Here is a 25,356-nt window from a genome sequence, read left to right as displayed (position 1 = left end):
AGGAGCCTATCGATGATGCAGATGTTCACAAGGATGATGATGACCCTGGCCCTGCTGGCAGCAGGGCCTGCCGGGGCAAAGGTGGTGACCCTGGCGGAGGTTACCCAGGGGGAGGCGGGGGCCAGCATCTGGGTCAGCGGCACTGTCGCGAGCCGCCAGCAGGCGGCCCTCAGCGCCGAGGTAAGCGGGCGGGTGGAGTGGATTGCCGAGTTCGGCAGCCGGGTGAAGGCGGGGGACGAGCTGCTGCGCCTGGACGCCGCCACCCTGCGCCTCTCCCTCGAGCAGTCCCGGGCCGAGCAGGGGAGGGAGGCGAGCAAGCTGCGCTATGCTCGCGCCGAGTTCCAGCGCCTCGAGCGGCTGCACCAGCAGAAGAGTGCCTCCCAGAGCCAGTACGACAAGGCGCGCTATGAGGTGGAGCAGGCAGAGCTGGCGGAGCAGCTGGCCCGGGTGCAGGTGCGCCAGATCGAGGCTCAGTTGCAAAGGACCCACATCTTCGCCCCCTTCGATGGGGTGGTGAACGAGCACTTCATCCAGCCGGGGGAGCATGTGGACGCGGGGGAGCGGGCGCTGGAGCTGGTCAACCCGGCGCAGCCTGACATCCGGTTGCGGGCACCCATCGTCTGGGCCAGCCAGCTGGAAGCTAAGGCCAGGTTGCGGGTGGAAGGGGATCAGCTCAGCGGCCACGCCGTCTATTACCAGCGGGCGGCGAGCGCCGATCCCAAATCGCGCCTCATCGAGCTGCGCCTCAGGCCAGAGCCGGGCCGTTTCATCATCGGCTCGCCGGTGCGGGTGGCGCTGCCGCTCGGGGAACAGCAGACCATGTTGCTGCCGCGGGATGCCCTGGTGCTCGGCACCGAGGGGAGCGTGGTCTATCAGGTGGAGCAGCGCGGCGAGGCGCTGACCGTGAACCGGGTGCCGGTGACTGTGCTGTTCGGGGACAACCGGCAGGTGGCGGTGAGCGGCGCCCTCAAGCTGGGGGACAGAGTGGTGGTACGCGGCGCCGGCAGCCTGCAGGATGGGGACAAGGTGGAGCTGTTTCGTGGCTGAACCTGGTCTGGCGCCATAAAAAACGGCTCCCGCGGGAGCCGTTGTTGTCGATGTCCAAGCGAGGGATTACTCGACCATCATCACCTTGCAGGTGTTGGTACTGCCCACGGTTTCCATCTTGTCGCCGTGGGTCAGCAGCACCATGTCGCCGCTCTGGACCAGGCCCTTGGCCTTGAGCACGTCCAGCGCCTCGCGGCACACCTCGTAGACCGGCTTGCTCTCGTCGCCGTCGAACAGCACAGGGGTGACACCACGGTAGAGGTTGGTCCAGGCCAGCGTCTTGTTGTGGGGGGACATGGCGAAGATCGGCAGGCCTGAGCTGATGCGGGACATCAGCAGCGGTGTGGTGCCGGACTCGGTCAGTGCCACTATCGCCTTGACCCCTTCCAGGTGGTTAGCCGCATACATGGTGGACATGGCTACGGCCTCTTCCACCGAGGTGAAGGTGTAGCTCATGCGGTGGTTGGAGACGTTCAGGCTAGGGTGCTTCTCGGCGCCCACGCAGACGCTGGCCATGGAGGTGACCGTCTCTATGGGGAACTGACCAGCGGCGGTCTCGGCGGAGAGCATCACAGCATCTGTGCCATCCAGCACGGCGTTGGCCACGTCCATTACCTCGGCGCGGGTCGGCAGCGGGGCGTTGATCATGGACTCCATCATCTGGGTCGCGGTGATGACCACGCGGTTCAGGCGACGGGAGTGACGAATGAGCTTCTTCTGCACGCCCACCAGCTCGGGGTCGCCGATCTCGACGCCGAGATCGCCACGGGCCACCATGACGGCATCGGAGCCGAGGATGATGTCTTCCATCGCCTCGTCGCTGGCGACGGTTTCGGCGCGCTCGACCTTGGCCACTATCTTGGCGTTGGAGCCGGCTTCGCGGGCCAGTTCGCGGGCATAGCGCAGATCATCGCCGCTGCGGGGGAAGGAGACGGCCAGGTAGTCCACGTTCATGCGGGCGGCGGTCTTGATGTCTTCCTTGTCCTTCTCGGTCAGGGCCGGTGCGGAGAGACCGCCCCCTTTCTTGTTGATGCCCTTGTTGTTGGAGAGAGGCCCGGCCACTGTGACTGTGGTGTGAATGCGGGTGCCTTCGACCTGCTCGACTTTCAGTTGCACGCGGCCATCGTCCAGCAGCAGGATGTCGCCGGCCACCACGTCGTTTGGCAGACTCTTGTAGTCGATGCCGACCTGCTCCTGGCAGCCTTCACCCTTGCCGAGGGCGGCATCGAGCACGAATTTGTCACCGATGGCGAGGTAGATCTTGCCATCCTTGAAGGTGGAAACGCGGATCTTGGGGCCTTGCAGGTCCCCCATGATGGCCACATGACGGCCCAGCTTGGCGGCGATTTCACGCACCTGGTTGGCGCGCAGGATATGATCTTCAGGAGTGCCGTGAGAGAAGTTCATCCGCACCATGTCGGCACCGGCGCGGATGATCCCCTCGAGGATGCCGTCGCGATCGGTCGCCGGACCGAGTGTGGTTACAATCTTTGTACGTCTTGGCATGAAAGACTCCAATGTGAAGTTGATATGACTTGAAATACTGCCCCGTCAAGCATGTGGCATGGCGCCTGCTTGCAGGCCATCTGGGTGGCCTTGTGTTATTAAATTACGATACTACACCAAGCCCGGTGGCATAGACAGTCGGGGGCGGACCCCCGAATGATTCAGGAATTATGCGGGGTATCAAAGCGGGATTCGCGCAAACCTTCTTTGACTTTCTTCAGGTTTTCGCGAAATTTCATGCCACGGCGCAGGGTAAAGCCGGTTGCCAGCACGTCCACCAGGGCCAGCTGGGCGATGCGGGACGCCATCGGCATATAGACGTCGGTGTCTTCCGGCACGTCCATGGAGAGCACCAGGTTGCACTCCCGGGCCAGGGGGGAATCCTTGGCGGTCATGCCGATGACGGTGGCATCGTTTTCACGGGCCAGGGCCGCGATTTCCACCAGCGCCTTGGTGCGGCCGGTGTGGGAGATCAGCACCACCACATCCCCTTCACTGCTGTTGATGCAGCTCATGCGCATCATGACGATGTCGTCGAAGCTCACCACGGGGATGTTGAAGCGGAAGAATTTGTTCTGGGCATCGCGGGCCACGGCGGAAGAGGCGCCCAGGCCGAAGAAGCTGATCTTCTTGGACTGGGTCAGGATATCGACGCAGCGGTTGATGGCGGAGATGTCCAGGCTGTTCTTGGCGGCATCGAGACAGGCCATGGTGGATTCGAAGATCTTGGCGGTATAGGTGTCGGGCCCGTCTTCCGCTTCCACGTGGCGGTTCACATAAGGGGTGCCGTTGGCCAGGCTCTGGGCCAGGTGCAGCTTGAAGTCGGGGAAGCCCTTGGTATCGAGACGACGGCAGAAGCGATTGACGGTCGGTTCGCTGACATCGGCCAGCTTGGCGAGGGTGGCAATGCTGGAGTGAATGGCGGTCTGGGGCGACGCCAGGATCACTTCAGCCACCTTACGCTCTGATTTACTGAAACTTTCCAAATTGTTCGTAATTTTATCGAGGGTATTCATCATTACCACCAGGCATTTTTGTAATTTAACTTCAGTGTCTGTGCACTAAATTCACAGCTCAAGCAGGTTTCCAATCTACTTGATGACTATACAAGACAAGCGCTTATCGGAACTAATCTCGTCCCCACAAAGTATGACTCATGTCTAATTATTTCGTGCTTTTGGTTACAAACTTCCATTCGACCCTTGAAAACGCTTACAAATGTTGCAAAGCAACAACACTGTGAGCGGGCGCACAGTTGCATTCATCCGACGCGCCGCAAGGGAAGGGGCTCGGGTAGTATTGCAACCAAATAACAATGTCGGGACGGTAAGGGCCGCCCCGAGTCGGTAACGAAGGAGTTTGTTATGCAGCATACCCATGCGCTGGTGGGCGACGTAGGCGGTACCAATGCCCGGCTGGCCCTCTGCGAGTTGGCGACCGGCGCCATTTCCCAGGCAAAGACCTATTCCGGGCTGGCCCACCCCAGCCTCGAGGCCGTGGTGCGCCTCTATCTGGAGGAGCATGGCGTCAAGGTGGGCGAGGCCTGCATCGCCATCGCCTGTCCCATCAACGGCGACTGGGTCGCCATGACCAACCACAGCTGGGAGTTCTCCATCCGCGAGATGCAGAGCAACCTGGGCCTGGATCGCCTGCAGGTGATCAACGATTTCACCGCCGTCTCCATGGCGGTGCCCGTGCTCGGTGAGAGTGACCGCATCCAGCTCGGCGGCGCGGCGCCCGTGGCCGGCAAGCCCATCGCCATCTATGGCGCAGGCACCGGCCTTGGGGTGGCGCACCTGGTGCAGGCGGGCGAGCAGTGGCTCAGTCTGCCGGGGGAGGGCGGTCACGTGGACTTTGCCGCCAACACGGAAGAGGAAGATGTGGTGCTGCAGGTGATGCGTGGCGAGTTGGGCCATGTGTCGGCCGAGCGTTTCCTCTCGGGCCCGGGGCTGGTCAATCTCTATCGCGGCCTGGTCAAATCCGACGGCCGTGAACCCGAGCCCTTTGCCCCCAAAGACATCACCGAGCGGGCGCTGGCGGGTGACTGCCTCGATTGCCGCCGTACCCTGAGCCTGTTCTGCGTGCTCATGGGCCGCTTTGCTGGCAACCTGGCCCTCAATATGGGCACCTTCGGCGGCGTCTACATCGCTGGCGGTATTGTGCCCCGCTTCCAGGAGTTCTTCATCGGCTCCGGCTTTCGGGTCGCCTTCGAGGACAAGGGGCGCTTCAAGCCTTATCTGAAGGACATCCCGGTGTTCCTCATCACCCATGAGGGCCCCGGCCTGCTGGGGGCGGGCGCCTATCTGCGCCAGTCCCTCGGGTTCCGCCTCTGAGGCGGATAAAGAATGCACAAATGGTTCAGTCCCGATTCAGTGACCCTAGCGTAGAGTGACATCACGTACTCAAGAGGGCAGGGTTTCACAGGGAATTGGAAGCTGTCTTCATCCGCTGGGTGCGAATTGTCACCTGACAAGCCTGAACTGTTTCACCGGCCCTTGCGGCCGGTTTTTTTATGTCTGTCTACCTGATGTCGTGGCATTCCCCCTATGAGGGCACCATAGGGGACGCCGTATCCAGGAGGATGTGGCAGGGCCGGTGAACCCTCATAAAGTGGTCTGGGAATGATGGAAGGATCTGGAGCCAGGCAGGGCAGAGCCAGCATGGAGATAGAGGTAAGGAAGGGCCCATGGCATGGGCCCTTATCGCGGTATCAGGGGAGGGTGATATGGAACCTGGCGCCGCCGAGTGGTGACTCGTCCACCCGGATCTTGCCGCCATAGCTGTGCACGATTTCGGTCACTACCGCTAGCCCTATTCCCTGGCCGGGGGAGCTGTCTGCCCGCACGCCGCGCTGGAAGATCTGCTGCGATTTGCCGGGGTCTATGCCGGGGCCGTCGTCTTCCACCACGATGAGCAGGCCGCTGCCCTGGCGGTTGACCCGCACCTGGATCTCGCTGATGGCGAACTTGCAGGCGTTGTCGAGCAGGTTGCCCATCAGTTCCATCAGATCGCCCTGTTCACCGTGAAAGAAGACGTCGTCATCAAACTGGAAGACGGTCTGCAGCTTCTTGTGGCGGTAGACCTTGGTGAGGCTGGCCAGCAGCTTCTCGATGAGGGGCACAGGCTCGGTACCCTTGCTGGCAAGGCGTTTTCGTCCGGTGACGGCCCGGCGCAGCTGGTACTGGATGATCTGATCCATGGTGGTGATCTGTTCACTGATGTTGTCATGGATATCGTGGCCGAGCTTGAGCTCCTGGGCGGTGATCTGGATGAGCGCCAGCCGGGTTTTCAGGCTGTGGGCCAGATCGTTCAGGGCGTGCTGATAACGCTGGGTCTGCTGGCGTTCGTTCTCCAGCAACTGGTTGACCGACTCGGTCAGCGGTGTCAGCTCCCGCTCGTAGTCGTTGGAGAGCGACTCCCGGGAGCCTGCGCGGATCTCGTCAATCTGCCGCGCCATGGTGCGCAGGGAGGAGAGACTCCAGAAGCTGGTCAGCAGCAGCAGGGCCCCGAGCAGGCAATAAGAGAGCAGCGCCTGACGAATGCAGCGGTAGAGATACTCCCGGGTCTGGGCCTGGTAACGCTTGGCGGAATCGACCATGACCACGTAGTAGGTGGTGGGGCCGTCGCCGTGATTGCGCAGGAAGCGCAGGCTGTAGATGAAGTAGCTCTCGCCGTTCTTGATGGTGTGCAGCTTGAAGAAATAGTCCTGATCCAGGCCGCCAAGGTATTTCATCAGATCCCGGCAGATGGTCCCCTTCATGGTGATCACCTCAGGCATGTGCAGGCTGGACCAGCTCAGCTCACCGTCGGAGCGGCAGATCAGGGTGTCGAGATTGGGGTCTATGGCATCCGGGGTGATGTTGCCGAGATCCGTGATGGCATGGGGATCGGGCTGCTTGGAGGAGAAGAGCTTGGAGAGATTCTCCTGCATGCGGATGCTGGCCTTCTGCGCCTGCTCCTCGGCGTGACCAAGATAGAGGATATAGACGGAGAAGGTCATGATAAGCGCGATGACCAGCATGGCGCTCAGCATCAGCTTGAGGTGCAGCGAGCGACGGATCAGTTGCATGGGGTGCAGCATGAAACGGGGCATCAGCTGCAGGAGAGGTTGAAGATGTAACCCTGACGGCGGATGGTGGAGATGGGTGATATGACCCCTTCCGGATCCAGCTTCTTGCGCAGTCGGCTCACCATCACCTCTATGGTGTTCGGATCCCCTTCGCCATCGCCATAGAGTTGATCCAGCAGCTGTTGCTTGGAAACCACCTGGCGGGCGTTGCGCATCAGGTATTCCAGGATCAGATACTCGAAACTGGTGAGTACAGTGACTTCGCCAGCGACGGTGAGCTCCTTGCGGGAGAGATCCAGCTCGTAGTCACCCGCCTTCACCCTGGGGGAGATGAAACCGGCGCTGCGGCGAACCAGGGCATTGAGGCGGGCCAGCAGCTCGTCTTTCTGGAAGGGCTTGACCAGATAATCGTCGGCGCCGGCCTCCAGACCCTCCACCTTGTCTTGCCAGTTGCCCCGGGCCGTCAGGACTATGATGGGGAAGGGGATCTGCTGTTCGCGCAGCCGGCTGATGAGCTGCAGACCGTCCATGTCCGGCAGGCCCAGATCGATGATGCCAACGTCGATGGGGTAGTCGGCCGCATAGTGCAGCGCCACCTGGGCACTGTCAGTGCTGTGGACTTGATTCTGGGCCTCGGTCAACAGCGTGGTGAGGTGATGATTGAGCAGCTTGTCGTCTTCGACCAGTAGGATTTTCATAAGATGCATGATGATAAGGGTCCAGGCTGTCAATTAGAGGGTGTCTAAGGGGGAGAGTCAACGAGGATCCTACATAACCCCCCTGTATCGGGACTGAATCGTGTCTGCCTTTATTATCATCGCTCCGCCTCACTCCGTGACCAGGCAGATCCATGACCCCTCAACCAAAGCTATCGGCAACCTTGGGCTCACCCAGCACTTCAGTACCAAGGGTTGCGACCGTTCCTATCGCACGGGCCGGGGCCGAGAAATCCTCATGCTTTAGGCGGTTTACAGCGTGGAGGCCATGCCTGGCAACACAATCTTGGTTCTGATGTCATGTCCACTCACATCGTTTGTAAGAATTTGAAAACAAGTGACTTTTCTCTTCTATAATAGTTACGGCTAGGTAAGTCTATGTCTCCCATTGTTGGGATTAGGATTCTTTGGTGGAGCGTTAACAATAGCTACAAAGATATCAATGAGTCCGTCGTGGATATGAAGCCTGTGATGTTTTGACTGTTCATTCACAGGCCAAACGAGATAGAATCTGGCCCAAAATCGGGTTAACTGCCCAAGATGTGGGCAATGCAGGCACCAGGAATACCTAGTGAGCAATGTGATGTGACGCCATTGTCAAACATCAAGTAAAACAAGAAGCTGGAGGATATGATGACCAACAGCGCGCACAATCAGGTTAAAAGCAGTATGTTGGGAGCTGTAACTCAAGGGCGGTAGCGTAACTTTTTGCCGGTCTTAATCTTGTTTTGAGCGATATTGGTTTCTCTTGTAGCAAGAGAAAGCAAACTTAGCCTGCTATATATTATATTCCTTCACCAGATTATGACCAATTGCCACCATGACTGCGCGTTTTTTATACGTAAAGTAAAAATGAAGCGAAGTTACTCTCGTACTCCCGGTAGTAAAATACAAAATATTGTCTTTTCATTTCGTTATTATATTGAAATCAGGAACCTTTAAATGAAAATCCTTGTGACTGGTGGTGCCGGTTTTATTGGTTCTGCCGTGGTTCGCCATATCATCCAGCATACCCACGACTCAGTGGTCAACCTCGACAAGCTGACCTATGCGGGTAATCTGGAGTCCTTGGCAGAGGTTTCAGCCAACGCTCGTTATGCGTTCGAGCAGGTAGATATCTGCAACCGCGCCGAGCTGGATCGCGTCTTTGCCGCCCACCAACCCGATGCAGTGATGCATCTGGCGGCAGAGAGCCACGTCGATCGCTCCATCACCGGACCTGCCGATTTCATCGAAACCAATATCGTCGGCACCTATATGCTGCTGGAAGCCGCCCGTGCATATTGGAACGGCCTGGACGAGACACGCAAAGCGGCCTTCCGCTTCCACCATATCTCCACCGACGAGGTGTATGGCGACCTGCCCCATCCCGATGAAGTGGCTCCCGGTGAGGCGTTGCCGCTCTTTACCGAAACTACACCTTACGCCCCCAGTAGCCCCTACTCTGCGTCCAAGGCCTCCAGCGACCATCTGGTGCGCGCTTGGCGTCGTACCTACGGTTTGCCGACCGTGGTCACCAACTGCTCCAACAACTACGGCCCCTATCACTTCCCCGAGAAACTGATCCCGCTGGTGATCCTGAACGCACTGGATGGCAAGCCGCTGCCTGTCTATGGCAAGGGCGATCAAATCCGTGACTGGCTCTATGTGGAAGACCATGCCCGTGCACTCTATACCGTGGTCACCACTGGCGTGATGGGCGAGACCTACAACATCGGTGGGCACAACGAGAAGCAGAACCTGGAAGTGGTACACACCATCTGCGATCTGCTCGATGAGATGGTGCCGAAAGCCGGGTCCTATCGTGATCAAATCACCTATGTGACCGACCGCCCCGGTCACGATCGCCGTTATGCCATCGATGCCAGCAAGATGAGTGCCGAGCTGGATTGGCAGCCACAAGAGACCTTCGAATCCGGCATCCGCAAGACCGTACTGTGGTATCTGGAAAACCAGCAGTGGGTCGGCAACGTCAAGAGCGGGGCTTATCAATCCTGGATCAAGCAGAACTACGGAGAGCGTGCCTGATGCATATCCTGTTGTTCGGCAAGAATGGCCAAGTAGGCTGGGAGTTGCAGCGGGCATTGGCGCCCCTTGGGCTCGTCACCGCAGTCGACTTCGATTCCACCGACTATTGCGGCGATTTCAGCAACCCGGCTGGCGTGGCTGAAACGGTACGCCTGCTCAAGCCGAATGTGATTGTCAATGCAGCGGCCCACACCGCCGTCGACAAGGCGGAAAGCGAGCGAGAATTCGCCGAACTGCTCAACGCCACCAGCGTGGCTGCGATTGCCAAAGAAGCCGAAGCGCTGGGCGCCTGGCTAGTCCACTACTCTACCGATTACGTATTCGATGGCAGTGGCGATCGCCCCTGGGTCGAGAGCGATGAGACTGCACCGCTCAACGTCTATGGGGAAACCAAGCTGGCTGGGGAACAGGCGGCAGCGCTTTGCTCTCGCCATTTTATCTTCCGTACCAGCTGGGTGTATGCCGCCCGTGGCGCCAACTTCGCCAAGACTATGCTGCGCATTGGCAAGGAACGCAGCGAGATGTCAGTCATCAATGACCAGTTTGGTGCGCCGACCGGCGCGGAGTTACTGGCCGACTGCACGGCCCATGCGATCCGTACTGCGCAAAGTAGGCCTGAGGTGGCGGGTCTCTATCATCTGATCGCCTCTGGCACCACCACCTGGTTTGATTACGCCCAGCTAGTGTTTGCCAAAGCAAGGGAAGCAGGTGTTGAACTGGCGGTCACGCAACTAAATGCCGTACAAACTAACGCCTTCCCGACACCAGCCAAGCGCCCACATAACTCACGCCTGGATACCAGCAAATTCCAGCGCACCTTTGATCTGGTACTGCCAGATTGGACCGTTGGTGTGGAGCGTATGTTGACCGAGATCCTGGGCAAGTAAATCAGTGGCAAGGGCTAAACGTAAAGGTTAGCCATCAAACCACCCTTTTCTTTTGCAGTTTAAAAATAAGAAATAAGCATCATGACCAAACGTAAAGGCATTATTCTGGCCGGTGGTTCAGGCACCCGTCTCTATCCGGTAACCATGGCGGTGAGCAAGCAGCTGCTGCCTATCTACGACAAGCCGATGATCTATTACCCGCTGAGCACCCTGATGCTGGCGGGGATCCGCGATATCTTGATCATCAGCACCCCGCAAGATACCCCTCGCTTTGAACAACTGCTGGGTGATGGCAGCCAGTGGGGCTTGAATCTGCAATACAAAGTGCAACCGAGCCCGGATGGTCTGGCACAAGCCTTTATTTTGGGCGAAGAATTTATCGGCTCAGACCCTTGTGCACTGGTGTTGGGCGACAATATCTTCTACGGCCACGACCTGCAAAAGCAGCTGGAAGGTGCAGCGGCCAAAGAAAGTGGTGCTACCGTCTTCGCTTATCACGTTCATGACCCGGAGCGCTATGGCGTGGTGGAGTTTGATAGCAAGGGAACGGCTATTTCGCTGGAAGAAAAGCCGCTGGAGCCCAAGAGCAATTATGCGGTGACTGGCCTCTATTTCTACGACAACAGCGTGGTCGAGATCGCCAAGAGCTTGAAGCCATCCCCCCGCGGCGAGCTGGAGATCACCGACGTTAACCGTATCTACCTTGAGCAGGGCAACCTGTCGGTAGCCATGATGGGCCGTGGCTATGCCTGGCTGGATACCGGTACTCATGAAAGCCTGATTGAGGCGAGCAACTTCATTCAGACCATCGAAACTCGTCAGGGGTTGAAGGTGGCCTGTCCAGAAGAGATCGCGTATCGCCAGAAATTTATCGACGCAGACAAAGTAAGGGAATTAGCCGTACCGCTGGCCAAGAATGCATATGGCCAATATCTGCTGAAAATCATCAAGTAATAACAATTTACCATGGGGTTATCTGCCCAATTTTTAAATCAGGTATTAATGATGAATGTGATCCAAACCAATATCCCCGGCGTGTTGATTTTCGAACCAAAAGTATTTGGCGATGAGCGTGGTTTTTTCTTTGAGAGTTTTAACCACCAGCAATTTGAAGCGGCGATTGGCCATCAAGTGACGTTTGTGCAGGATAATCATTCCAAGTCATCCAAAGGTGTATTGCGCGGCTTACACTATCAACTTCCTCCTCACGCCCAAGGGAAACTGGTGCGCTGCATTGCGGGTGAGGTGTTCGATGTGGCGGTGGATATCAGAAAAACCTCCTCGACATTTGGTCAATGGGTTGGTGTACATCTTTCTGGTGAAAACAAGCGTCAATTATGGATCCCTGAAGGCTTTGCTCATGGTTTTTTGACTTTAAGTGAGACTGCAGAATTTTTATATAAAACTACTGGTTATTACAATACGAGTTGTGAACGTGCAATATCATTCAATGATGCTGAGATAAATATTGATTGGCCATTTAATAACGTATTGTTATCAGATAAAGATAAATTGGCAAAAAGTCTAAATGATGCAGATTTATTTTGAGGTATTGCAATGTTGATCAATCTTATAAATTTTAATGCTCTCGGTGATGATAGAGGGCATCTAGTCGCGATTGAAGAAAATCGACATGTCCCATTTGAGATAAAACGTGTTTACTATTTGTTTGATACTAAGCTCGATGTGGCCCGTGGTTTTCATGCCCACAAAGCGGTCAAGCAAGTGGCAATATGTTTAACAGGTTCTTGCCGGTTTGTGATGGATGACGGTTCAAATAAACAAAGTGTCGTACTGGACTCGCCAGCTCAAGGGTTGTTAATAGATATTATGCAGTGGCATGAAATGTATGACTTCAGCCATGACTGTGTATTACTTGTACTGGCAAGTGATATCTACGATGAGTCTGATTACATCAGAAATTATGATGAATTCATTGCTGCTAGTAAGGTTGGTGCATGATGTTCATACATCAACTAAGCGATGTGAAATCTCTTGATATTGGTGCGGGCACCCGAGTTTGGCAATTTTCAGTGATACTTGAAGGTGCAAAGATAGGTAAGGACTGCAATATCTGTGCACACACTCTGATTGAAAATGATGTCATTATTGGGGATCGCGTTACAATAAAGTCAGGTGCTTATATCTGGGATGGCATCACGCTAGAAGATGATGTCTTCATTGGCCCTTGTGTCGCGTTCACAAACGATAAGCAGCCAAGATCCAAGTTGTACCCTGAGCAGTTTTCTAAAATTCTCATTAAGCACAATGCTTCGATTGGTGCAAATGCTACCTTATTACCTGGTATAACCATTGGTAAATACGCAATGGTAGGTGCCGGTGCAGTTGTCACCAAAGATGTACCAGATTATGCGGTTGTTGTTGGTAACCCCGCAAAGATAGTTCGCTATGTTGAGACAGATAAATGATTCCTTTTCTTGATTTAAAGTCAATTAATAACCAATGCCAGCAAGAGTTGAAAGATGCATGTGCCCGAGTGATTGATTCTGGCTGGTATATTATGGGTAATGAGTTGGCAGAATTTGAAACCGAGTTTGCGGCCTACTGTGGCACTAAACATGCTATTGGCGTGGCTAATGGCTTGGATGCTCTGATATTGGTGCTGCGGGCATGGAAAGAACTTGGCAAGTTGCAAGCTGGCGATGAGGTGATCGTACAGGCAAATACTTATATTGCATCCATTCTCGCAATTACTGAAAATGATCTGGTTCCGGTATTGGTTGAACCAAACCTGACCACTTATAATCTCGATCCTGAAGTTGTTCGTGCTGCCATTACGCCTAAAACAAAGGCAATATTGCCCGTGCATCTTTATGGGCTGCTATCCTCTATGCCTGAGTTAATGATGATTGCTTCAGAACATAACCTATTGGTGCTAGAAGATTGTGCTCAAGCACATGGTGCTGAAATGCAAGGTCGGCGTGCTGGGAATTGGGGGCATGCAGCAGGCTTCAGCTTCTATCCTGGTAAAAACCTGGGGGCATTGGGTGATGCTGGGGCAATCACAACGAATGATGATAAACTGGCCGAAACCCTAAAAGCACTGCGTAATTACGGCTCTCACAAAAAATATGAAAATTTGTACCAAGGTAGCAATAGTCGTCTGGATGAAATCCAAGCCGCTATGCTTCGGGTAAAAATGAACAATCTGGATGCTGAAACGAAGCGTCGACAGCAAATCTCTTTGCGTTATCGTTCAGGCATCAACAATCCGTTGGTTACTTTGCCACAAGTAGCAGTAGAAGAGTTGCATGTATGGCACCTGTTTGTGGTACGTTGCGAGTTGCGTGAGTCATTACAGCAATGGCTCACCGCCCAAGGAGTTCAGACGTTGATCCACTATCCTGTGGCTCCACACAAACAACCCGCTTATAGCGAGTATGCAGATAAATATTTGCCGTTGACGGAGCTAATCCATCAACAAGTTATCTCATTGCCATTATATCCAACTATGTCTGATGACGCGATTGAGAAAGTTATCACTGCAATAAATGATTTCAATGAATGAAGCGTTTACTTAAAGTCACAGCCATGACTGGACTACTGACTTTGCTGAGAATGGCGATGGGGTTTGTTATTGCCAAGGTGGTGGCCGTGTATACCGGCCCCACCGGAATGGCCATGCTCGGGCAAATACAAAGTATGGTAGCTAGTCTCAATGGGATTATTAATGCCCCAGTTGGCAACGGTATTGTACGATACACCGCAGAAAAGCAGGTCGAAGGTTTTTATGCCTGTTCCCCATGGTGGAAAGCCGCCCTTCAATGGGTATTGATCATCTCTGCTATAATCATTCCTGCTGGCTTGCTGTTGGCAGATCATATCGCTATTTGGTTATTCCAAGATAAAGAGCTGGCTTGGATTGTGATGGCAACGATCTGCGTATTACCCCTAGCAGCCATGGGCACTTTATGTAATTCAGTGATAAATGGTCTGCAACATTATCGTCGTTATGTGTGCCTTGGAATGCTATCTGTTTTGATATCTGGGGCGTTGATGCTAGCCATGATAGTAAAGGCGAATATTCAAGGTGCTTTACTTGCAGCCGCATTGCAGGGGGCTTTGGTCGGAGTGGTAATGCTTATTGCCAACCTTCGTCAACCCTGGCTGAGATTGCGTTATTGGTGGGGAGGAACTGATAAAGAGGCTAGGAAGGCGATTGGTGGTTATATGGTAATGGCCATCACCAGTGCTTTGACCGTACCAATATCACAGATTATAGTTCGTACTATTTTGATCGAGCAAGTCGGTTGGGATGCTGCCGGACAGTGGCAAGCGGTATGGAAGATATCAGAAGTCTATTTAGGCGTCATAACGATGGCGCTAGGGACATATTATTTACCTCGTTTGTCATCTTTGGTCGGTGTTGATGCTATAGTTAATGAAATCCATAAAACAGTAATGGTTATCATCCCAATCGTTGCCGCTATGGCATTAGGGGTTTATTTGTTGCGAGATGTTGCAATATTACTACTGTTCACTAAAGATTTCAGTGCGGCTAGAGATTTATTCCTAGTTCAGTTGTGTGGTGATGTAATTAAAGTTGTTAGCTGGCTATATGCATATCCAATGTTATCTCGTGGGGCTGTTCGCTGGTATGTGTCTACCGAAATTATATTCTCTGCTATATTAATTGGCTTGAGCTATTATTTTATTTTTATGTATGGTGTAGAAGGTGCTCCTATAGCATATGCGATTAATTATACACTGTATTTTTCTTTTGTGTTTTTAAATATAAAGAAGTTTTCTAAATAACTACAATGACAGTTTACATTGTATTTTGTAGTGCCATGCATTCATATGCTTTAGTTTTAATGTTCAAGGGTCTATATGAGGATTGTAATACCTATTCTTCGCTTTGGCCGTTCTGGTGGTGAGCGTGTAATATCAAAATTAGCTTCTGGTTTGAGTTCAGAGGGGCATGATGTTACATTTATTGTTCCTAAAGGAAATGATGTTCCTTATTATGCAACTACTGCCAAAATAATTACTTTTGAAGGTTCAAAGTCGCATTTTAAAATATTTAGGTGGATAAGTAACTATTTTAATATGCTAGTGTCGTGCAAAAATGTAAATGCTGATGCTGTAATAGCTACATATCATCAGATGGCTTATATAGCACTTTTTCTGCCTCGAAAGATGAGACGAATTTATTATATTCAAGCATATGAGGTTAATTTTTACACCAATATTATTGGTAAGTTTTTTGCTGGGTTTACATATATGATGCCATTTGAAAAAATTGTTAACTCTGAATGTATATTACCTCGTTTTATCAATAATTATCGCGCATGCATTCCCGCAGGAGTAGACTACAATTTATTTTTTGGCGAGCGTCGAAACGCAACTAGTGGATCTAGGCCAATCAATATTGGCATCATAGGTAGAAAGGAGCCGTATAAAGGAACAAAGGAGGTTCTGGATACCCTCTTAAAATATATAAAATATAATAAACTAGAGAATAAAGTTGTCATTAATGTTGCTGTATATTTAGCAGATGAGTATAAATCAAAGGGTATTAAATACCACGAAGTTAATAATGATGTCGAATTGGCTGGCTTTTACAAGTTGAATGATATTTTTGTTGCTACAGGATTGGTTGAGTATGGAGCATTTCATTATCCATGTGCTGAATCGATGGTGGCAGGTTGTTTGACGATATCTAATTATGCACCGCTGACAGATACTGATAGTTGTTTGAAAATAATTGGTTTTTCACAAAATGAAATTATTGAGAAACTAAATAAAGCAATGAATATCTATTTAAGTGGGGAGTATTTTGAGATTGAAAGAAATCAAAATGCAATGCTTAAATATTCATGGGATAATATATCACGCAGCTTCAATGACATTGTGAATGAACGCTAAAGGGATTAGACCGTTGTGGTATATATACTATTGTGGTGTGTGACCTTCTTAAATACATTAGCATACTCGAAAGCTATAAAGAGTTGTTTTGTTTTTATCTTGTCTCTCTTGTTTTTTATGTTGATTATATTACGTGGAGATGCTGTTGATAGAGATTATCTAACTTACTTAGAGTATATTAATAATATTAAAAATGGAAATGTTCCTACATTAGGAGGTGCATTTTTTGATTCACTGGTTACTATAACATTTACTCTTGGTATTCCAGTAGTTATGGTTTTCGTGTTTTATGCTTTAGCATTACCAATTAAAGTTGCTTTGTTTTATAAGGCTGGAATTGATATCGGTTCTGTTTTTTTAGTGTATGTTGGTTTTTTTGTATATTTACACGACTTTACGCAAATAAGAGTTAGCCTGGCAATAGCGATAGCCTATTTCGCACTTTATCTAATGGTTGTATTAAAACGAAGAAAGAGCGCTTTAATACTCCTAGCAGTCAGTACCATGGTTCATCCATCACTCATTTTTTTATGTTTAGTTAGTTTGTTTATAAGAGGGGTTTCGTTTTCATTCTTGACTATTGCATTGGTTGTCAGTGTTGTTTTTTGTTATTTTGATTTGTTTGATTTGGTTTTAAATTCATTTATTACATTTACCAACATCCCTATACTATTAATGTATCAGGGGTTGGCCAATGAAGGTGCTAATATTATCAATGTTTTTGGACTGTTCCCTCTCCTTAATGTCAGCATTGCATTGGTAGTAGGTTATTATGGTATTAGAAATAGAGGTGTAAACGATCCTTGGATTGTACTGATGATGAAGTATGTGATACTTTCACAAATAATATGGTTTTCCATGTCAGCAATTCCAGTATTGTCCGGACGGATTAGTCAAATATTTTTGTTTTCGATTGTATTTGTAGTTCCATATATTTCATTGAAAATGACAGGAAAAACATTTATCATTTCGTCCATATACAGTCTGCTAGGGTTTATTGCTTTTCTTTATAAAGGCAATTTGCTAAATGACTATTACTTTTTCTTCTCGTGAAAACTCTTCTTATGTCAATGTTAGTTTCAGTAAATTGAAAATTTAAAGCGATTATGTTGGCAGTTTTTTGTGGTAGTTAAAGAATAAATAAAAAGTGATATATTAAATCATGTTCAATTACCTTAATTGGTTATGATCGGTTGTTACGCTACACCTACGAGGGGGCGTCATGGTCACGAGCAAGATACAGTCCCGGTGTGAGAATGCTCTGCTTTAGCGCGTTCTACAAAAATTTATCTGCCCTGAGTATGACCACAAGACCCTTCAATAGCCGACCTCAGGTAATGTAATAAAATCACTACAGCCATCAGTTGTTACCTCACCTTTTTGCCATCATCAAGTTTGACCTATAGACATCCACCCATCCAGGTCAAGTTCAGTCGGTGATAGGGCTAAACGTAAGTGATACGACGATTTATGGATGAAAGGACATCATGTAGCGCAGCTACATTACTCATGAGCAAATGAGGGAACCGTGCCATTAGGAATCATTACCATGTTTGGATATGCATTTAGGAGTCGCTATGACTTCTATTAAAATAGTAATAGTTTTGTATAATAAAAAAATTGTTGATAGTGCATCAATTAACAGTATTCTAAAACAGAAATACTCGAAAGATAATATCTGCGTGTCACTGTCAATTCATGATAATAGTCCATTGGCGATGATTAATGATAATGAACTATCTGAAATTGGAAGGGAGCTAAAGGTAAGTTATATCCATGATGGAAATAATAATGGTTTGAATGTGATTTATGAAGCTGAATTTAAAAATTTCGACAGTGATTATATATTGATATTGGATGATGATACATCACTTCCCTATGATTATCTTGATAAGTTTCATCAGGCTCAACAAGAATTTGGTACGAAAAGTATTTTTGTACCAAAAGTTATCGTTTTCGATAAGTTAGTTAGTCCATATAAATCATGGTTGTTTTTCTCTCGGGCTATTCGTGACCTTGTTCATGGCACATGTAAAAATATATATGCAATAAATAGTGGTGTTTTCTTGCCAAATATTAAAGAGATAAAAAACTATAGTTATCCCCCTTATGTCAGCTTTTATGGTACAGATACTGTTCTTTTTGAGTATGTCCACAGTGCTGATATACCAGTTGTTGTTATGGATTCACGCATTCAGCATGAGCTATCCTTTCATCCTAAAGGAAACTCAGAGCAGTATCATCGAGCTCTGTTTAACGTTGTTCGTTTTTGGAAATCCCATTATGGGAAAAATATTTTTCATTTGATTATTTTGTATGCTTATCTATTTTATTTAAGCTTTAGAGAATCAGTGAAAAATAAAAAACTTATAAATTTCATGGCAAAAATATAATCTCGGTGAGCAGTATGAATAAATGTAAAGTATTTCCTTTTTATTTTCCCCAGTTTTATGCGACCCCGGAGAATGATCTTTGGTGGGGTGAGGGGTTTACTGATTGGCAATTGGTGGAGAATGCTAAAGCAGTATCAACAAAGCAAAGGCAGCCTAGGATACCGTATGGAACGGATTTTTACGATCAATCAATAGTTATGACTTTATCAGAGCAAGCTGCTCTCGCTAAGCGTTATGGTATTTCTGGATTCAATTTTTACCATTATTGGTTTGATGGGAAATTAATCTTGGAAAAACCAGCGGAAAATCTTTTGGAAAATAAAGATATTGATATCGAGTACTTTTTTACTTGGGCGAATGAAACATGGACCCGTCAGTGGGTAGGTAAGCCAAAAGATATTCTAATAAAACAGCAGCATATAGTCGACACTGAACTTTGGAAAGCACATTATCAATATTTAAATCAGCACTTCCAAGATATAAGATATCTTAAGGTTTCAAATAAACCAGTTTTTTGTATTTATAGGCCTGAGCTGATAAATAATTTAGATAAATTTATGTCTTTTTTTAACGATGAAGCTATAAAGTCAGGGTTTGACGGTGTTCATTTTATTGCACTCCGAGCATATGATGTAATTAATGCAGAGAATCTGTATAAAAACTTCAGTGCAATCGTTAATTTTCAACCTCGTTATGCCATCAACAAATACCTTAAAAAGAATGGTGTTGTAAAAAATGTACTGGGAAAGATAGCTAGGCGTTTACCTGAATCTATGCAATTAAATATTGCAACAATGTTAAAGAATAAGACGTATAGTGAATTCTCCTATGATTCATATCTAGACACATTGAAAGTTCGCTCTGACTTGAATTTCCTTGACAAACCTGTATATCAAGTCGCATTCCCTGACTGGGATAATGCTCCTAGGTATAATGAGCGCGCAACGTTTTTTTATAATGTGAAGCTTGAAAAATTTGTTGAGGCACTAGAGATTATAAAATCACAGCTTAATGAATATGATGAAAAAATAGTCTTTATTAATGCGTGGAATGAATGGTCTGAAGGTGCTTATCTTGAACCTGACACAGTCAACGGGCATAAATATCTCGAAGCTGTTAATGATGTCTTTAGATGTGAATCTTAGTTATGGATAGTCGCAACAATTATAGTATTGCTGTTCTTTTGGCTGCCTATAATGGTGAAAAGTGGCTCACGGAGCAGATCGATAGCATCTTAGTGCAAAAGCAAGTTGATATTCATATATATATTAGCCTTGACCATTCCAATGATGACTCACTGGAGTTGTGTGTTTTTTATGCGTCCAAGTATGATAATATCACCTTGCTGCCTTATGGAGAGAGATTCGGTGGTGCAGGGCAGAATTTTTTCAGATTAGTTATGGATGTTGATTTCAATAGATATGATTTTATAGCCTTTAGTGACCAGGATGATATTTGGCATGCGGATAAGTTGATTGGTGCTGTGAGGAAGTTAGACAGATATGATTGCTATTCCTCTAACGTAATCGCCTTTTGGGATGACGACCGAGAGTTACTCATTGACAAGGCTCAATCGCAGCGAAAATGGGATTTCTTATTTGAAGCTGCTGGACCGGGTTGTACCTATGTATTTAAGCGTGACTTGGCTATTGTCTTTCAAAGATGGCTTATAAAAAATCATGATGAAGTCGTAAGTAAAGTATCGTTGCACGATTGGTTACTGTATGCCTTTGCACGTTATCATGGCTATCGTTGGATTATAGATTCTGAGCCGAGTATGCGCTATCGCCAGCATGCTAATAATCAGGTAGGCACGAATAGTAATTGGCTTGCAGCTAAAAAAAGATTGCAATTAATTAAAAGCCATTGGTACAGAGAACAGGTTGTAAACATTGCAGGCTTATTGGAGTTACATGATATTGCTATCATAAAGTATGGTTTATCTGGCAATTACTTAGGTAATTTATACTTACTGACAAAAATTAACGAATTGCGAAGGCGGGGACGCGATAGGTTGGCTTTAGCTATCGCATTGCTGTTTAATTTATTCTGAATGTTGAGAACCAATATGATTCTATTGACAGGGGCCACTGGGTTTATTGGTAGTGCTATTTTGAAGCGTTTAAGTGGTACTTCTGGCACGCACATTCGTACTTATGGCCGCAAAATAATAAATGGTCAATCTATATCACATGTGATGGGGACAATTGATGCTGTAACGGATTACTCATCGGCTTTGACTGGTGTTGATGTAATTATTCATGCTGCGGCTAGATCTCATGTAATGGATGACGTTGAAACTGACCCATTGATTGCATACCGTAATGTCAATGTGGCTGGAACATTGAATTTGGCGCGGCAGGCGGTGAATTCAGGGGTTAGACGCTTTATTTTCATTAGCAGTATTAAAGTAAATGGTGAATCGACAGAGATTGATGCCCCATTTAAAAATACTGACTGCATCCATGCCAACGATCCATATGGTGTCTCGAAAGCTGAAGCTGAAGCTGGGTTGAGGAAAATATCTATCGAGTCTGGAATGGAGGTTGTAATCATCCGCCCTCCACTGGTATACGGACCGGGCGTCAAAGCTAACTTTTCCGCGATGATGAATTTAGCTAAGAAAAATTTACCTCTTCCTTTTGGTGCGATACACAATAAGCGTAGTTTAGTGGCTCTCGATAATCTGGTCGATTTGATTATCACCTGTCTTGATCATCCCAGAGCAGCTAATCAAATTTTTTTGGTCAGTGATGATCGTGATGTGTCTACCACTGAGTTGCTAGAGTTTATGACCCGAGCGGCAGGGAAAGTGCCACGGTTGTTGCCAGTACCCGTAAGGTGGTTAAGGTTGGCTGGCAGACTTACAGGTAAGCAGGCGGTGATCGATAGGCTGTGTGGTAACTTGCAGGTAGATATTACACATACTAAAGAGACTTTGGGTTGGCTACCGCCAATCTCGCTGGAAGAAGGCATTGGGCGTTGTTTTTTCGAGGATAAATCATGTTGATTCGATTACTAGATTTTTTGGCTGCCTTTTTTGGTTTACTATTGCTTTGTCCTATTCTGTTGGTTGTTATAATAATTGGTCAATTTGACACTGGTTCTCCTATTTTTGTACAAACTCGAGTTGGTAAGCATAAGAAACCATTCAAGCTCATTAAATTCCGTACTATGGCGGTTGATACCAAGTCGGTTGCAAGTCATTTGGCTAGCGCAGCTTCTATTACAAAGCTTGGCGCTTTTCTGCGTAAAACAAAGATTGATGAATTGCCGCAGCTGATCAATGTTCTGAAAGGAGATATGAGTTTAGTTGGACCTCGTCCAAATTTATTTAATCAAGATGAACTTATTGCCGAGCGTGATGCCTTGGGTGTATATGATGTTTTACCTGGAATTACCGGGCTTGCTCAAATTCAGAATATCGATATGTCTACTCCTAGACTTTTAGCTAAAACAGATCGTGACATGATCGACTCCCTGAATGTGCGAAGCTATTTTAGTTATATCATCATGACAATAAGTGGTAGTGGTAGTGGTGATGCTGTTAGACCAAAATAGTTTATAACCATTTAAATTTCATAATCATCATGGTGTGATAATGTTCACTTCATTTCTTGGCATTCCTCGTTTATACAAACGAATCATTAGTGTTCTTGTCGATAGTGTACTGCTCTCACTGGCATTCTGGGGAGGGTTCTGGGTTCGGCTGGATGCCGCAATTCCTATTAAGAGTGTATTGCATTGGCAAACACTGCTTTTATTAATTCCAGTTACTATCATCATTTTTATGCGCTTGGGGCTTTATCGAGCAGTATTACGTTATGTCGGGTTTAAAGTGTTATGGACAGTTATGCTTGGTGTGTCTCTTTCCACCATGTTTTTAGTTATGTTGGCCTTCTTTTTGGAAGCCCCATTACCAAGAACGGTATCTGTGATTTATTTTGCTTTTGCTGTATTACTAGTGGGTGGAGCCAGACTGTTTTTTAGAATGCTGGTCAATCGTGGTAATCATAACCGGATTCCTGTATTAATTTACGGTGCAGGCTCATCTGGTCGTCAGTTACAGCTTGCTCTTAATCAAGGTCATGAATTTTTCCCTGTTGCTTTTGTGGATGATGATCCTGCAATTCGTAAGGCAGTCATTCAAGGAATCAATGTTTACAGTCCGGATCTGATAGGTGAACTAGTCGCTCGCTTTGGTCTCAAGAAAATCTTGCTGGCAATGCCCAGTGCACCACGTTCAGTGCGCCAGGAAGTGATTCACCGCTTGGAGCATTTTCCATGCGAGGTTCTCTCGATTCCAGGTATGTCTGACTTGGTTGGTGGTAGGGCTCTGATCGACGAACTCAAGGAGGTCTCTATTGAAGATCTACTTGGAAGGGATCCCGTTGACCCCATTCCGGAGCTGATCAATGCCAATATCTGTGGTAAGCGAGTGATGGTTACCGGTGCTGGTGGTTCAATAGGTTCTGAGTTGTGTCGCCAGATCGCGTGTTGCAAGCCAGCTAAGCTAGTATTATATGAGTTGTCAGAATATGGCTTATATGCCATTGATAAAGAGCTGAATGAGCTTTGTTTACGTGAAAATATTGATTTGGAAATAATTCCATTATTGGGTTCGGTGCAGCGCCAGCACCGCTTAAGTGCAGTAATGAGTAATTTCCAGATTCAAACAGTTTATCATGCCGCAGCTTATAAGCATGTGCCATTGGTTGAATATAATGTGGTGGAAGGGGTACGTAATAACGTATTTGGAACACTCTATTGTGCTCAGGCCGCTATTGAGAGCGGTGTTGAGACATTTGTACTGATCTCGACGGATAAGGCGGTACGCCCGACTAATACAATGGGGGCGACCAAACGCTTGGCTGAGCTCGTATTACAAGCCTTAGCATCTGCTCAAAATAAAACTCGTTTTTGTATGGTTCGTTTTGGTAATGTACTAGGATCGTCTGGTTCTGTCGTCCCTTTATTTCGTAAACAGATTCTGGATGGGGGGCCACTCACAGTCACCCACCCAGATATAATTCGCTATTTTATGACTATTCCTGAAGCATCTCAATTGGTTATCCAAGCCGGGGCAATGGGCAATGGTGGTGACGTTTTTGTGCTAGATATGGGGCAACCAGTTAAAATTTTGGATCTAGCCCATCGAATGATTCGTTTAAGCGGTTTAACATTAAAGAATGAGAAAAATCCCAATGGGGATATTGCAGTAAAAATTACTGGATTACGCCCAGGAGAAAAATTGTTTGAAGAGTTACTCATTGGTGATGATGTTCAAGGGACAGACCATCCCCGAATCATGACTGCTCATGAAGGCATGCTGCCATGGGAAGAACTTCGCGAAATTCTTCTTGAACTTGATAAGGCTTGCCACTCTTTTGAACATGATGAAATACGGCGAATTTTGCTAACTGCACCAACAGGCTTTAGCCCTACTGATGGTATTTGTGATCTTGTTTGGCATGCGCGTCAGGAGGGCAATCTTAACACTGCAAAAGTTCATTCTCATGGAATTAATTTTTTAACAGTTGACGCTGATAACGCTCCCAATCAACTGAACTAATGCTCATTTATAAAATCAGTTGTGACTTTCTCGTGTAGTTAAAACTTTAATTCATTTTTGGCTTTTGCATTTAATAGATAAGAGATAGCAAATGAAAGAGAGAACCCCAGATGTACCATCTCAGTGGGTACAGCCCGCTGGATCCGATGAGATTGATCTACGCGAGCTAATTCTGGTGTTATGGCGCCAGAAACTCATGATCCTGCTGGTCGCAGGCGTCTTTGCCGCGGCAGGTATCGCTTATGCCCTGCTGGCCTCCCAGGTCTGGGTCAGCCAAGCCGAGATCAAGCAGCCCACCCTCAAGGAGGTAGAATCACTCGAGCTCAATATCAACCAGCTGATCAACGCTCAGATACCGGCGACAGCCTTTACCTCCTTTGACAAGAAGGCACTTTACGGTGATTTTGTAAACAGCTTCAACAGCTTCAATAACAAGCGACAGTTCCTGATGGAGAAAGGCTATCTGGATGCCGAGGCGGTGGAGTCCGGGGCAACGGATGCGCAAGACAAGCGGCGCTTGCTCAAGAAAATGACAGAGGGGATCAGCGCAAAAGTGCTGGACAAGCTGAGTGAGAATATCACCCTCTCCTTTGCTGCCAGCACGGCAGAGGATGCCATACAGCGTCTGGAGCAATACATCGCCTTCATCCAGCTGCAGGAGTCGGCGGCCAAGGGCAAGGAGCTAAACACTATCTGGCAGAACCGTCTCAAGACGCTGCAGACCCAGTATGAGAGCGCGCGTGCCGATACCCTCAAACAGCTGCAAGACGACATCTTGCGTACCGAATACAGCTTGCGTATCACTCAGGCGGCCGGGCTGGAGGCGCCGGTGCAGAACCTGCAGGATCAGGGCAGCCTGGCCATCGATCTGGGGGCTCGCGCCCTGGCGGAGAAGCTCAAGATCCTCAAGGAGATCAAGAACCCTGAGTTCATGAATCCAGGGATCGGCGATCTGCGTTTGCAACTGAGCAGTCTCCAGGCTATCAAGCTTGAGGCGCTGCCGTTCCAGTCCTTCGCCTATCTGGCTTCGCCGAGTGAACCCCTGAGCCGTGACAAGCCCAAGCGTCCCTTGGTCGTGGTATTGGCTACCTTGCTCGGCGGCATGCTGGGAGTGGGCATAGTGCTGGTGCGTCATATGTTTCGTAGGCCAGAGTCGGCATGATGGCAAGGAAGTGAACAAGGGGGCGATTGCCCCCTTTTACGTATTGGTTGCTTGGTGACGACACATGGAAATGACACTGCAGGGATC

Annotated in this window: 23 protein-coding genes; 19 read left to right on the top strand and 4 right to left on the bottom strand. The window is 48.4% G+C overall.

Going from position 1 to position 25,356, the window contains the following annotated elements:
• Positions 1-12 precede the first annotated feature (12 nt).
• The gene (locus tag AB5Y91_RS01400) at positions 13-1,047 is read left to right on the top strand and encodes an efflux RND transporter periplasmic adaptor subunit (protein WP_368168902.1); all 1,035 of its coding nucleotides are present in this window, start codon (positions 13-15) and stop codon (positions 1,045-1,047) included.
• Positions 1,048-1,113: 66 nt separating this feature from the next.
• Here the strand turns inward: AB5Y91_RS01400 and pyk are convergent, their stop codons facing one another.
• Positions 1,114-2,553 carry a pyruvate kinase gene (gene pyk / locus AB5Y91_RS01395; RefSeq protein ID WP_368168901.1) on the bottom strand — a complete coding sequence of 480 codons (1,440 nt, stop codon included), beginning with the start codon at positions 2,551-2,553 and terminating at the stop codon, positions 1,114-1,116.
• 161 nt (positions 2,554-2,714) lie between these two features.
• Positions 2,715-3,569 (bottom strand): MurR/RpiR family transcriptional regulator, encoded by an 855-nt coding sequence (locus AB5Y91_RS01390; RefSeq protein ID WP_167402227.1) that lies wholly within the window; start codon positions 3,567-3,569, stop codon positions 2,715-2,717.
• Positions 3,570-3,917: 348 nt separating this feature from the next.
• Between AB5Y91_RS01390 and glk the strand changes: the two genes are divergently transcribed.
• A complete protein-coding gene (gene glk / locus AB5Y91_RS01385) occupies positions 3,918-4,886 on the top strand; it encodes a glucokinase (protein WP_368168900.1) in 969 nt (322 codons plus the stop codon).
• A gap of 377 nt (positions 4,887-5,263) precedes the next feature.
• Here glk and AB5Y91_RS01380 read toward each other — a convergent pair whose 3' ends face one another.
• Together AB5Y91_RS01380 and AB5Y91_RS01375 are read right to left on the bottom strand one after the other, a co-directional pair.
• Complete coding sequence (locus AB5Y91_RS01380; protein WP_162627184.1) at positions 5,264-6,646, bottom strand: ATP-binding protein; 1,383 nt, start codon at positions 6,644-6,646, stop codon at positions 5,264-5,266.
• Positions 6,646-7,320 (bottom strand): response regulator, encoded by a 675-nt coding sequence (locus tag AB5Y91_RS01375; RefSeq protein WP_042649691.1) that lies wholly within the window; start codon positions 7,318-7,320, stop codon positions 6,646-6,648. The genes AB5Y91_RS01380 and AB5Y91_RS01375 overlap by 1 nt, the downstream gene beginning before the upstream one ends.
• 960 nt (positions 7,321-8,280) lie before the next feature.
• Between AB5Y91_RS01375 and rfbB the strand changes: the two genes are divergently transcribed.
• From rfbB to AB5Y91_RS01290, 17 genes are all read left to right on the top strand, one after another.
• Positions 8,281-9,366 carry a dTDP-glucose 4,6-dehydratase gene (rfbB, locus tag AB5Y91_RS01370; RefSeq protein WP_368168899.1) on the top strand — a complete coding sequence of 362 codons (1,086 nt, stop codon included), beginning with the start codon at positions 8,281-8,283 and terminating at the stop codon, positions 9,364-9,366.
• The gene (gene rfbD / locus AB5Y91_RS01365) at positions 9,366-10,253 is read left to right on the top strand and encodes a dTDP-4-dehydrorhamnose reductase (protein ID WP_368168898.1); all 888 of its coding nucleotides are present in this window, start codon (positions 9,366-9,368) and stop codon (positions 10,251-10,253) included. Before rfbB ends, rfbD begins: the two co-directional genes overlap by 1 nt.
• An 81-nt stretch (positions 10,254-10,334) precedes the next feature.
• On the top strand, positions 10,335-11,207 hold the full coding sequence (gene rfbA, locus AB5Y91_RS01360; protein WP_368168897.1) for a glucose-1-phosphate thymidylyltransferase RfbA: 873 nt from the start codon (positions 10,335-10,337) through the stop codon (positions 11,205-11,207).
• A gap of 51 nt (positions 11,208-11,258) precedes the next feature.
• Positions 11,259-11,801: a dTDP-4-dehydrorhamnose 3,5-epimerase gene (gene rfbC / locus AB5Y91_RS01355; protein WP_368168896.1), complete on the top strand. Its 543-nt coding sequence runs from the start codon at positions 11,259-11,261 to the stop codon at positions 11,799-11,801.
• 9 nt (positions 11,802-11,810) lie between these two features.
• Positions 11,811-12,215, top strand: coding sequence for an FdtA/QdtA family cupin domain-containing protein (locus AB5Y91_RS01350; RefSeq protein ID WP_368168895.1), 405 nt, complete (start codon positions 11,811-11,813; stop codon positions 12,213-12,215).
• On the top strand, positions 12,212-12,682 hold the full coding sequence (locus AB5Y91_RS01345; RefSeq protein ID WP_368168894.1) for an acyltransferase: 471 nt from the start codon (positions 12,212-12,214) through the stop codon (positions 12,680-12,682). Before AB5Y91_RS01350 ends, AB5Y91_RS01345 begins: the two co-directional genes overlap by 4 nt.
• The gene (locus AB5Y91_RS01340) at positions 12,679-13,782 is read left to right on the top strand and encodes a DegT/DnrJ/EryC1/StrS family aminotransferase (RefSeq protein WP_368168893.1); all 1,104 of its coding nucleotides are present in this window, start codon (positions 12,679-12,681) and stop codon (positions 13,780-13,782) included. The genes AB5Y91_RS01345 and AB5Y91_RS01340 overlap by 4 nt, the downstream gene beginning before the upstream one ends.
• Entirely contained in the window at positions 13,779-15,029 is a 1,251-nt protein-coding gene (locus tag AB5Y91_RS01335; RefSeq protein ID WP_368168892.1) for an O-antigen translocase, read from the top strand. The genes AB5Y91_RS01340 and AB5Y91_RS01335 overlap by 4 nt, the downstream gene beginning before the upstream one ends.
• Positions 15,030-15,104: 75 nt before the next feature.
• A complete protein-coding gene (locus AB5Y91_RS01330; protein ID WP_368168891.1) occupies positions 15,105-16,142 on the top strand; it encodes a hypothetical protein in 1,038 nt (345 codons plus the stop codon).
• 15 nt (positions 16,143-16,157) lie between these two features.
• Complete coding sequence (locus AB5Y91_RS01325) at positions 16,158-17,195, top strand: EpsG family protein (protein ID WP_368168890.1); 1,038 nt, start codon at positions 16,158-16,160, stop codon at positions 17,193-17,195.
• A 524-nt stretch (positions 17,196-17,719) separates the two neighbouring features.
• Positions 17,720-18,535 (top strand): glycosyltransferase, encoded by an 816-nt coding sequence (locus AB5Y91_RS01320; RefSeq protein WP_368168889.1) that lies wholly within the window; start codon positions 17,720-17,722, stop codon positions 18,533-18,535.
• Between the two features lie 14 nt (positions 18,536-18,549).
• Positions 18,550-19,680, top strand: a complete 1,131-nt coding sequence (locus AB5Y91_RS01315) for a glycoside hydrolase family 99-like domain-containing protein (protein WP_368168888.1) — start codon at positions 18,550-18,552, stop codon at positions 19,678-19,680.
• A gap of 2 nt (positions 19,681-19,682) precedes the next feature.
• Entirely contained in the window at positions 19,683-20,588 is a 906-nt protein-coding gene (locus AB5Y91_RS01310; RefSeq protein WP_368168887.1) for a glycosyltransferase, read from the top strand.
• Between the two features lie 15 nt (positions 20,589-20,603).
• Positions 20,604-21,545: a UDP-glucose 4-epimerase family protein gene (locus AB5Y91_RS01305; RefSeq protein WP_368168886.1), complete on the top strand. Its 942-nt coding sequence runs from the start codon at positions 20,604-20,606 to the stop codon at positions 21,543-21,545.
• Complete coding sequence (locus tag AB5Y91_RS01300; protein ID WP_368168885.1) at positions 21,539-22,096, top strand: sugar transferase; 558 nt, start codon at positions 21,539-21,541, stop codon at positions 22,094-22,096. Before AB5Y91_RS01305 ends, AB5Y91_RS01300 begins: the two co-directional genes overlap by 7 nt.
• Before the next feature lie 40 nt (positions 22,097-22,136).
• Entirely contained in the window at positions 22,137-24,107 is a 1,971-nt protein-coding gene (locus AB5Y91_RS01295) for a polysaccharide biosynthesis protein (protein ID WP_368168884.1), read from the top strand.
• Positions 24,108-24,198: 91 nt separating this feature from the next.
• The gene (locus AB5Y91_RS01290; RefSeq protein ID WP_368168883.1) at positions 24,199-25,269 is read left to right on the top strand and encodes an LPS O-antigen chain length determinant protein WzzB; all 1,071 of its coding nucleotides are present in this window, start codon (positions 24,199-24,201) and stop codon (positions 25,267-25,269) included.
• Positions 25,270-25,356 lie beyond the last annotated feature (87 nt).

Source organism: Aeromonas sp. R4-3, from assembly GCF_040908275.1.
Lineage (GTDB): Bacteria > Pseudomonadota > Gammaproteobacteria > Enterobacterales > Aeromonadaceae > Aeromonas > Aeromonas rivipollensis.
Note: the sequence above shows the minus strand (reverse complement) of the source record. Positions and strands in the feature narration are given on the sequence as shown.

Bases quoted from the DNA above. Each gene is read 5' to 3' on its own strand.
- AB5Y91_RS01400 (WP_368168902.1), top strand. From the start codon at position 13: ATGATGCAGATGTTCACAAGGATGATGATGACCCTGGCCCTGCTGGCA.
- pyk (WP_368168901.1), bottom strand. From the start codon at position 2,553: ATGCCAAGACGTACAAAGATTGTAACCACACTCGGTCCGGCGACCGAT.
- AB5Y91_RS01390 (WP_167402227.1), bottom strand. From the start codon at position 3,569: ATGAATACCCTCGATAAAATTACGAACAATTTGGAAAGTTTCAGTAAA.
- glk (WP_368168900.1), top strand. From the start codon at position 3,918: ATGCAGCATACCCATGCGCTGGTGGGCGACGTAGGCGGTACCAATGCC.
- AB5Y91_RS01380 (WP_162627184.1), bottom strand. From the start codon at position 6,646: ATGCCCCGTTTCATGCTGCACCCCATGCAACTGATCCGTCGCTCGCTG.
- AB5Y91_RS01375 (WP_042649691.1), bottom strand. From the start codon at position 7,320: ATGAAAATCCTACTGGTCGAAGACGACAAGCTGCTCAATCATCACCTC.
- rfbB (WP_368168899.1), top strand. From the start codon at position 8,281: ATGAAAATCCTTGTGACTGGTGGTGCCGGTTTTATTGGTTCTGCCGTG.
- rfbD (WP_368168898.1), top strand. From the start codon at position 9,366: ATGCATATCCTGTTGTTCGGCAAGAATGGCCAAGTAGGCTGGGAGTTG.
- rfbA (WP_368168897.1), top strand. From the start codon at position 10,335: ATGACCAAACGTAAAGGCATTATTCTGGCCGGTGGTTCAGGCACCCGT.
- rfbC (WP_368168896.1), top strand. From the start codon at position 11,259: ATGAATGTGATCCAAACCAATATCCCCGGCGTGTTGATTTTCGAACCA.
- AB5Y91_RS01350 (WP_368168895.1), top strand. From the start codon at position 11,811: ATGTTGATCAATCTTATAAATTTTAATGCTCTCGGTGATGATAGAGGG.
- AB5Y91_RS01345 (WP_368168894.1), top strand. From the start codon at position 12,212: ATGATGTTCATACATCAACTAAGCGATGTGAAATCTCTTGATATTGGT.
- AB5Y91_RS01340 (WP_368168893.1), top strand. From the start codon at position 12,679: ATGATTCCTTTTCTTGATTTAAAGTCAATTAATAACCAATGCCAGCAA.
- AB5Y91_RS01335 (WP_368168892.1), top strand. From the start codon at position 13,779: ATGAAGCGTTTACTTAAAGTCACAGCCATGACTGGACTACTGACTTTG.
- AB5Y91_RS01330 (WP_368168891.1), top strand. From the start codon at position 15,105: ATGAGGATTGTAATACCTATTCTTCGCTTTGGCCGTTCTGGTGGTGAG.
- AB5Y91_RS01320 (WP_368168889.1), top strand. From the start codon at position 17,720: ATGACTTCTATTAAAATAGTAATAGTTTTGTATAATAAAAAAATTGTT.
- AB5Y91_RS01315 (WP_368168888.1), top strand. From the start codon at position 18,550: ATGAATAAATGTAAAGTATTTCCTTTTTATTTTCCCCAGTTTTATGCG.
- AB5Y91_RS01310 (WP_368168887.1), top strand. From the start codon at position 19,683: ATGGATAGTCGCAACAATTATAGTATTGCTGTTCTTTTGGCTGCCTAT.
- AB5Y91_RS01305 (WP_368168886.1), top strand. From the start codon at position 20,604: ATGATTCTATTGACAGGGGCCACTGGGTTTATTGGTAGTGCTATTTTG.
- AB5Y91_RS01300 (WP_368168885.1), top strand. From the start codon at position 21,539: ATGTTGATTCGATTACTAGATTTTTTGGCTGCCTTTTTTGGTTTACTA.
- AB5Y91_RS01295 (WP_368168884.1), top strand. From the start codon at position 22,137: ATGTTCACTTCATTTCTTGGCATTCCTCGTTTATACAAACGAATCATT.
- AB5Y91_RS01290 (WP_368168883.1), top strand. From the start codon at position 24,199: ATGAAAGAGAGAACCCCAGATGTACCATCTCAGTGGGTACAGCCCGCT.